This is a genomic window from Treponema sp. (assembly GCF_045641405.1).
Taxonomy (GTDB): Bacteria; Spirochaetota; Spirochaetia; order Treponematales; family Treponemataceae; genus Treponema_D.
Map to the genome: position 1 here is coordinate 41419 of NZ_JAZUGX010000040.1, position 8327 is coordinate 49745.

Here is an 8327-nt window from a genome sequence, read left to right on the forward strand (position 1 = left end):
CATAGCATTTTTTGATTTTTTTTTCTGTATTTTTTCCACTTTTAAAATTCCAGCGAAAATAATTTCTATAGGCGTTCATGACGAATCGCCTGGAGGTATCATGCAAATATTCTGTTTTTCACCTTTTGGATATGAAGGTTCACTGGTTTCCGTAGAAGTGGACTTGAGACGAGGAATCCCTGCCGTGGATATCGTAGGACTTGCCGACGGTGCAATCAAGGAATCTAGGGAAAGAATGAGGAGCGCCATAATGAATTCAGGACTTCAGTTCCCTCCTGAACGGGTACTCATAAATCTTTCCCCAGCCGACCTCAAGAAAGAGGGTGCAGGCTTTGACCTTGCAATCGCACTTGCTGTTCTTACGGCAAAGGAAAAGCTTGAACGCGACGAAACGGCTTTTGATCCAGATGCTATTGAGTCAGATTCTTTTTCAATTGCTTCAGATGAATCCATTCTTGTGATGGGAGAACTTGAACTCAACGGCAAGATAAGACCTGTGCGTGCAATACATGCGGCTGTCAGTACAGCTTATGATGGCGGCATAAGAAAGTGCATAGTACCCAAAGCAAATGCGGAAGAAGCAAGGGAAATAGACGGAATGATGGTCTTTGGGGCTGAGGATGTTGTTGAGGCGTTCAGTTCCCTTTTCAACCCCGCAGCGTTTTCCAGTAGGAATTCTGAAATTGAAGATGCAGAATTTCCTGAGGGCTCCCTCTGCATTGATGGAATATATTTTCCACCTGTTGAGGATGAAAATGATTTTAAATATGTTTCGGGGCAGGAACTTTTGGTGCGTGGTCTGCAGATCGCTGCGGCGGGAGGACACAATGTGATTGCCTTTGGTCCACCAGGTTGCGGAAAGACACTTTCCATGATGAGGTACAGTTCACTTCTTCCTTTCCTTACAAGGGAAGAATCCCAGTCTGTCACCAGAATATGGTCAATCGCTGGTCTTCTCTGCCCAGGGAAAAACACCGTCCTAAAGGTTCCGTTCAGAATGCCACATCAAACCGCAACTACAGAAGGGATTTGTGGTGGCGGCCCTCATTGTCTTCCTGGTGAAATCTCCCTAGCCCACAACGGCATCCTCTTTCTTGATGAAGCCGCGGAATTCAGGTCTTCGGCACTGCAGATGCTTAGAGTTCCATTGGAAAGCGGTTCCATCACATTGAGCAGAGCGGGAAGATCAACAGTATTTCCCGCAAGCTTCCAATTGCTGCTTTCGACAAATCCATGTCCTTGCGGAAATTTCGGTTCCAGCGAAAAAATCTGTCTTTGCTCATCCCGTTCAGTAGAACAGTACTGGCGTAAATTTTCAGGGCCTCTTCTGGACAGAATAGATCTAAGGATCCAGGTAGAAGGCAAGGCTCCCAAAGAAAGCCAACCAGGAATCAGTTCAGCAGAATTGAGAAAAAAAATTGCCAGCGCCATAAGAATCCAAAGAAAACGACAGGGAAAGAAAAATGTGTTTCTTACACCATCCGAAATCACCCGTTTCTGCAGGCTGACGGAAGAAGCAAGAAAACTTCTGGACAAATCCAGTGACCGCTATGAATTCTCCCCAAGAGCCGTAAGCGGTTGCCTGAAACTTGCAAGGACCATAGCAGACATGGAAAGCAAGGAAGAAATAGACGGAGTTTCAATGGAAGAAGCTGTCAAGTTCAGAAAGCCCCAGGGAGCAATGGAAGTAATGAAATAAAAAAAGCTCCCTTGCATTAAAGGGAGCCTAGTACCGGATTAGAGACTTGAACTCTAACACGCTTGCGCGCAAAAGATTTTGAGTCTTTCGTGTCTACCATTCCACCAATCCGGCATGTGTAAAGAGAATATATCAAAATTATTTCTCTTATGCAAGAGATTCTTTTCATACTATGGAGTCCCTAAAAATACATTTTAGAGATGCCCACTTGTATAGAGGTACTATATTTGGATAGCATAGAATATAATCAGCTGATGGAATCCGTGCGCAATGTTTCACTACGGTTTGCAGAGGAGACTGGACTGCTTTTCAAAGAGGATCAAATGGATTTTCCACACTACACAAAAACTGCGGAACATGTATTGAAAACAGTTTTCGGCTATGACAGCTTCAGACACATGCAGAAAAATGTGATTCAGAATGTACTGTCAGGAAGAGATACCCTTGCCGTCATGCCAACTGGAGGTGGCAAATCACTTTGCTATGAAATTCCTGCCCTCATAATGGATGGAATCACGGTTGTCGTTTCCCCTTTAATCGCCCTCATGCAGGATCAGGTACAGCAGCTGGAGTCCTTCGGCGTTCCAGCAGTCTACATCAATTCTTCTCTGGACTGGGACACATACAGAAATTACTGTGACAGAATCCGTCGTGGAGAAATCAAACTTCTTTATGTTTCTCCTGAAGGACTCAACACTGACAAGATAAGAAACCTTCTTCATAGTCCCAACATCACGGTGGACTGCATTACCGTAGATGAAGCCCATTGCATCAGTTCCTGGGGACACGACTTCAGACCAGATTATATGGAAATTTCAAAATTCAGAAAGGAATTTCCACAGGCAGTCTGCCTTGCACTGACAGCAACGGCAACAAAACAGGTCCAGGATGACATCGTGACAAACCTTTGCATGGACACGCCAGACATACTTGTCGCAAGCTTCAACAGACCCAACATCCTTCTGAACGTGGTAAGAAAAAACGAACCCTTGGAACAGATACTTGATTTCATAGGACAGCATAGAGACGAAAGTGGAATCATCTACTGCTTTTCAAGGCGTCAGGTGGATGAGGTTGCGGACAAGCTTCAGAGAAAAGGACTCAGGGTGCTTAATTACCATGCAGGTCTCAGCGATGCCATAAGGGCAAGGAACCAGAAGGCATTCATCCAGGATAAGGTAGACATAATGGTCGCTACGGTAGCCTTCGGAATGGGAATCAACAAGCCTGATGTACGTTGGGTAATTCACTATGACATGCCGAAATCCATCGAACAGTACTATCAGGAAATAGGAAGAGCGGGACGCGACGGTCTCCAGTCGGAAGCGCTTCTGCTCTACAGTCCAGCAGACATCAAGAAAATAAGATACTTCTTCAACGATGCGGTGGATCCAGCAAAGGCAGAAAAGCTCCTTCAGGGAATGATCCGCTATGCTGAAAGCCAGGGATGCAGAAGGAAGTCATTGCTCTCCTACTTCGGCGAAAACTATTCACCAGATCCAGAAAAGGAGGACAAGACATGCTGCTGCGACATATGCTGGGATGAAGGTTCAACTCCTAAACCGAAGGCAATACTCATAAAGGCAGGCGACAGTCAAAGTGTATCTTCATCAGGATTCAGAAGTTTTCCAAAGCCGTCAAAAGATAAGAAGACCACATCCATGTCTCCAAGATTCCAGAAAAAGACCGAGGACGATCCTGCAACAAAGGCAATAACCGAAGGTCTTCGTAAATGGCGAAAAAAAGCAGCCGATGAACTGCATGTTCCGCCATATGTGATTTTCGGAGACAAGACCATGATGGACATTGCGGCAAAGAAACCCATGACTGAAAATGCCCTTCTTGACTGCTACGGCATAGGAGAAAACAAGGCGGAAAGGTTCGGATACTTCATTCTACGCATCGTAAAGGAAAACTGTGAATGACAGGACGGCAATCGAAAACAAAAAATTAATCTTTCTGCAACTTTTTTTTATTTTTCCTGTCTAATATAATGACAGAAATAAGGGCATCTCTAGAAATTTCAATTTTTAGAGACTCCAATAAAGAGGATATATATGGAAAAAGAAATATCGCATGTTGCAGAAGTAATCATATCAATAGTTCCTATAGTAGGAATCACCTTTGCGGCCATCATCGTTTTTTTTGCTCTGCTTTGGAGACATCGTGAGAACAAGCTTAAGATAATGAACGGCACCTTCAAGGAAACAACCTTCAACCTTGAGATTTTTTCTCTATTCACAGGTCTTTGTCTTTTTGGAGTTGGAGCTGTAATAACAGGAATGTTTCTTCTTCTAAAACCTAACTCCTTCGGAATTCTCGGAGGTCTCGTTCCCCTTGCTCTGGGAATCACCCTTCTTGTTTTCTACAAGGTTTGTCCCAAGAAATAGTTCTGTACAATGGGAAAAAATCTAGGCAAGGAGATTGGAAATCTTTTCATCAGGAAAAGAGATGAAAAATTGATTTCCGAAACCCTTAACGGCAACAACCTTTCTTTTGCAAGGCTTGTTGAATTATATGAAAACAGAATCCGCATAATAGGAGCCAGATTCTTCAAGGAAAAATCTGACATAGATGATTTTTGTCAGAACGTGTTCCTTAAGATCTACACAAGCTTAAGGAAATTCAGAGGAGAAAGCCTTTTTTCGACGTGGCTCACAAGAATAGCTTTTACAACGGCCGTCAACGAAAAAACAAGGAACAGGCAGGCGGAATCCATCGAAGATACAGAGCTTATTGTCGCAAAAGATAAGACGCCTGAGGAACATCAGATTGCAAAGGAAGCTACAGAGGCTATAAGACAGGCTGTGGAGCTATTGCCTGCAGAATATTCTGAGTGCGTAAATCTATTCTTTTTCAACGGATTGAGCCATGCCGAGATAAGCGATATTACAGGAATACCGATAAACACAATAAAGTCCCATGTGTTCCGTGCGAAAAAAATTCTTGCTGAAAAACTGAAGGACTACAGGTAAAGGAAAGAAGGAGAATCAAATATGGAAAACAAATGCAATGAATATCTAGATGTATTCTACGGCTTGGACAAACATGAACATTTACCCCTTAAGCTTTCCATGCATCTGCTCTTCTGCAAAGAATGCCGCACTACAGTAAGAAACCTGACAAAGGCAGAAAAACTCCTTTCAGAAAAAGCGATGACGGCATCTGACGACAGCTCGGAAACAGCTGCCAATCTTCTCAATTCCATTGCAAAAATAAACCTCAACTACCACGAAAAGAAAACATCCTTGAGGAAATGGGCCCTTTCAGGAACAGGACTGTTCGCCTGTTTCATAATCATGATTCCTTTGCTGATAATCAAGGAACAGGATTTCCTTTCCCTCATAAGCACAATTTCCCTTTCTGCACTGCTATGCATATGGTGCGGTCTGTTTGTTGGAAACAACATGGATTACTTTGTAAAGATGAGCAGCCGTTTGGACTCGAAAATTCACGGATAGGTAAACATGGCTTAGGGCATGGAACCATGGCGGAGCGTAAGCAGAGCCAGTGCGAAGCACCGCGCGTGAGCAAGTGGTGGAACGCCCGACCACAGCCTGCTGTGGGAAGCCCCTGACCATAACCTCAATTATTAAACAAAATTTTATTTTTCTTTTCTTTCAAAAAGTTGGTATTTCAAAAAAAATCTTAATATCTTTAAAAAGTAAAATTTTTAGAGATATATTTGGAGGAACAAATGAGCAAGTACTCAGGAACAGAATCAGAAAAGAACATTTTGGCAGCATTCGCTGGTGAATCACAGGCAAGAAACAAGTACACTTACTTTGCACAGGTGGCCAGGGCAGAAGGCAACGACAAGATTGCCGATGTTTTTACAAAGACAGCAAACAACGAAGAAAACCACGCAAAAATGTGGCTTAAGGAACTTGAAGGCATAGGAGACTCAAAGGCAAACCTCACGGCTGCAGCCAACGGTGAAAATTTTGAATGGACGGACATGTATGTTAAATTCGCTGAAACTGCAGACAAGGAAGGATTCCCTGAACTCGCAGCCAAATTCCGTGCAATTGCAGCAGTTGAAAAGCGCCACGAGGAACGCTACCGTGCATTGCTCAATGATGAAGATGCAGCATCGGCACAGCTTAAGGACAGCTCTGTAAAAATCTGGGAATGCCTTAAATGCGGTCACATTGTAGTTGGGCCAAATGCACCTGACTACTGCCCAACCTGTAACGAATACAATGCATATACTCAGGTAACTGAAGAAAACTATGAATTGATCCGTACATGGGGTTAATTGAATTTTTAGAAAGCAGGTTTGCCGTTGTGTTTTAAACTCAAACCTGCACTAATATGCTAATCTATCCCGAGGACACTTCGGGATTTTTTTATTTATGAACAGAATCATTACATCGTTAAAAATCATTGTGGCAGCAATTCTTGCCATCCTTGTTTCTCTCGTTCTTAAACTTGACTTTGCGATTTCTGCAGGAATTGTAGCAATTCTTTCGGTACAGCCGACTAAAAAGGAAACCCTAAGCACTGCCCTTTCCAGGTTCCAGGCTTTTATTGTAGCCCTTGCAATTTCCTTTGCCTGCTATAAATTCCTTGGATTTACCGTTTACGCTTTTTTTGTTTACCTGATTGCTTTCATTTTTATCTGCCAGCGTTTCAAATGGAATTCTGCCATGGCAATGGATTCGGTTTTGATTTCCCATTTTATTTCATTGAATAGTTTTGGCATTGCAGAACTTAAAAATGAACTGCTTCTTTTTATAATCGGCGTTGGATTTGGAATCCTTGCAAACATTTTCCTTCACAAGAAGACTGATAAAATCGAAAGGTTGAAAAATATTGCCGATCAGCAGATTCGGGAAATTTTAAGCAGGATGTCCATGCGGATTATGGATCTGGATTTTTCAGGATACACCGGTGAATGTTTTATAAAACTTGACAAGGCAATAACAGATGCAAGAATTTTTGCAAGGGAGAATGCAAACAATCAGTTTCGCAAGGCTGATGTTTATGATGAAAAATACATCGAAATGAGGGAAGCCCAGAAAGAAATTCTCAAGGAATTTTACAGGTGCATTATTGAACTTAAAACAGTGCCTTCCACAGCGTCTAAGGTTTCAGATTTTTTCAAAAAGGTTTCCGTTGAATATGAAAGAAACAATGACGTTCATTCTTTGATTCAGGAACTTTCAGAACTTCACGAAGAAATGAAAAAGATAAGGTTGCCTGAAACCCGTGCAGAATTTGAAGATAGAGCCCTCCTTTTCATCATGCTTAAGAGAATGAAGGAATTCCTGATGCTAAAAAGAGATTTCCATTTGCAATACATGAATTCCAGATAAATTAATCCTGAAGCATTAAAGAACCTTTTCCATCAGAATGAAACGACCTTTTCTCCAGTCTGCAAAGCCACAATCACGATAGCCAAGATTGTGGTACATTTTCTGTGAATATGGGTTTTGGGTAAAGCAATCGAGTTTGATGGCCTTAACACCATGAGTTTTTACAAGGTCTTCAATTGCAAGGCAAACCTTACGGCCCAATCCCTGGTTCTGGAATTCAGGATTTACGCAGAGACGATGAATCACAATGTAGTCATCCCCTGTGTAAGCCCATGAACCGTTCTTGTATTCTTCATCGCAGTCTTTGTTAAGGGTAAAACAGGCAGCAGGTCTTCCATCAATTTCAACAATGTAAAGCTGATTATTTGAAGCATCATTTTCAAAGTCATCCAGAGTCGGATAGATTTCATCCCACTGGGGAATTCCCTGTTCATCCATTTTCTTTATGGCAGCTTTCACGAACTCAAAAATTCTTACGGCATCTTCTCTGTTTGCTTTTCTAATATTCACTATTTTACTCCATTTATAGATTTATTGTCATTGCAGAATCATTGCAGCAAAACCCCATTGCTTCATACAAGGGTCTTCCCATTTCTGTTGCATCTAGGCTAATTTCAGTCACATCGCGTGTCTTTGATTCTTCTATCAGAAGCTCCAGCATTTTTTTTGCAAGCCCCTTGCGGCGGAAATCTTTTTTCACATACACATTCATCAAATGGGCGCGCTTTCCTGTTGGATGAGAAAAAGTCGGCATCATGGAAAGATAGCACAGGTTTGCACAGGCAACAGGTTCTCCGTTTTCAATACAGAGAATATCGGTTTGAGTTTCACCGGTACATTCAAAATTCTTCCTGCAGTTTTCAACAAAAGATTTGGCGAATACATAATTAGCGGGAAGATCATTTACTTCCTTCAGCATTTCCAGGCGAATCTTCATCAATGTTTCAATGTCATTCTTAGTTGCCTTAATGATTTCCATTTGTTATCTCCTCTAATGCATCATCACGCTATCAAGAATCAATGCCACTGTTCTTTGATCAGTATTTTATTCCACGAAATTTGAAATTTCCTCTTCAAGGATTTTGAATACTTTTGCAACAACATAACCATCTGCACCAGCATGATTCATTCGCACTGAAACGGGCATCAGTTTCCGGCCGTTTTCTTCTCGAAATTTTCCCCAGTTTACAATTGGAGTCAAATAAAGATATCCATCAGGAAGTTCAATATTCAGCGAGTCGTAGGAAATCCACGGAATACATGAAGCGTCAAACCAGTTTGGATGATTCATTGCATCAAGACCATATTCA

The 8327-nt window shown here is 42.0% G+C and carries 10 protein-coding genes and 1 tRNA gene; 7 read left to right on the plus strand and 4 right to left on the minus strand.

The genetic code is table 11. The features are described from left to right. Positions 1-100: 100 nt before the first annotated feature. Complete coding sequence (locus tag ACKI39_RS06235) at positions 101-1699, plus strand: YifB family Mg chelatase-like AAA ATPase (protein ID WP_407398721.1); 1599 nt, start codon at positions 101-103, stop codon at positions 1697-1699. A 31-nt stretch (positions 1700-1730) separates the two neighbouring features. Here ACKI39_RS06235 and ACKI39_RS06240 read toward each other — a convergent pair. After that, positions 1731-1813, minus strand: a tRNA-Leu gene (locus ACKI39_RS06240). Between the two features lie 209 nt (positions 1814-2022). Between ACKI39_RS06240 and ACKI39_RS06245 the strand changes: the two genes are divergently transcribed. From ACKI39_RS06245 to ACKI39_RS06270, 6 genes are all read left to right on the plus strand, one after another. Beyond that, positions 2023-3624: a RecQ family ATP-dependent DNA helicase gene (locus tag ACKI39_RS06245; protein WP_407398738.1), complete on the plus strand. Its 1602-nt coding sequence runs from the start codon at positions 2023-2025 to the stop codon at positions 3622-3624. A 132-nt stretch (positions 3625-3756) separates the two neighbouring features. Then, positions 3757-4089 (plus strand): hypothetical protein, encoded by a 333-nt coding sequence (locus ACKI39_RS06250; RefSeq protein WP_407398723.1) that lies wholly within the window; start codon positions 3757-3759, stop codon positions 4087-4089. A 9-nt stretch (positions 4090-4098) separates the two neighbouring features. Further along, positions 4099-4674 carry an RNA polymerase sigma factor gene (locus ACKI39_RS06255; RefSeq protein ID WP_407398725.1) on the plus strand — a complete coding sequence of 192 codons (576 nt, stop codon included), beginning with the start codon at positions 4099-4101 and terminating at the stop codon, positions 4672-4674. 21 nt (positions 4675-4695) lie between these two features. After that, on the plus strand, positions 4696-5160 hold the full coding sequence (locus tag ACKI39_RS06260; protein WP_407398727.1) for a hypothetical protein: 465 nt from the start codon (positions 4696-4698) through the stop codon (positions 5158-5160). A 236-nt stretch (positions 5161-5396) separates the two neighbouring features. Then, positions 5397-5957, plus strand: coding sequence for a rubrerythrin family protein (locus tag ACKI39_RS06265; RefSeq protein WP_407398729.1), 561 nt, complete (start codon positions 5397-5399; stop codon positions 5955-5957). A gap of 97 nt (positions 5958-6054) precedes the next feature. Further along, positions 6055-7017, plus strand: a complete 963-nt coding sequence (locus ACKI39_RS06270; RefSeq protein WP_407398730.1) for an aromatic acid exporter family protein — start codon at positions 6055-6057, stop codon at positions 7015-7017. Positions 7018-7032: 15 nt separating this feature from the next. Here the strand turns inward: ACKI39_RS06270 and ACKI39_RS06275 are convergent, their stop codons facing one another. The 3 genes from ACKI39_RS06275 to ACKI39_RS06285 form a co-directional block, all read right to left on the minus strand. Beyond that, a complete protein-coding gene (locus ACKI39_RS06275; RefSeq protein WP_407398732.1) occupies positions 7033-7527 on the minus strand; it encodes a GNAT family N-acetyltransferase in 495 nt (164 codons plus the stop codon). 13 nt (positions 7528-7540) lie between these two features. Then, positions 7541-7996: a GNAT family N-acetyltransferase gene (locus tag ACKI39_RS06280; protein WP_407398734.1), complete on the minus strand. Its 456-nt coding sequence runs from the start codon at positions 7994-7996 to the stop codon at positions 7541-7543. 66 nt (positions 7997-8062) lie between these two features. After that, positions 8063-8327: CatA-like O-acetyltransferase (locus tag ACKI39_RS06285; protein ID WP_407398736.1), on the minus strand; the 265-nt coding region annotated here is incomplete at its 5' end.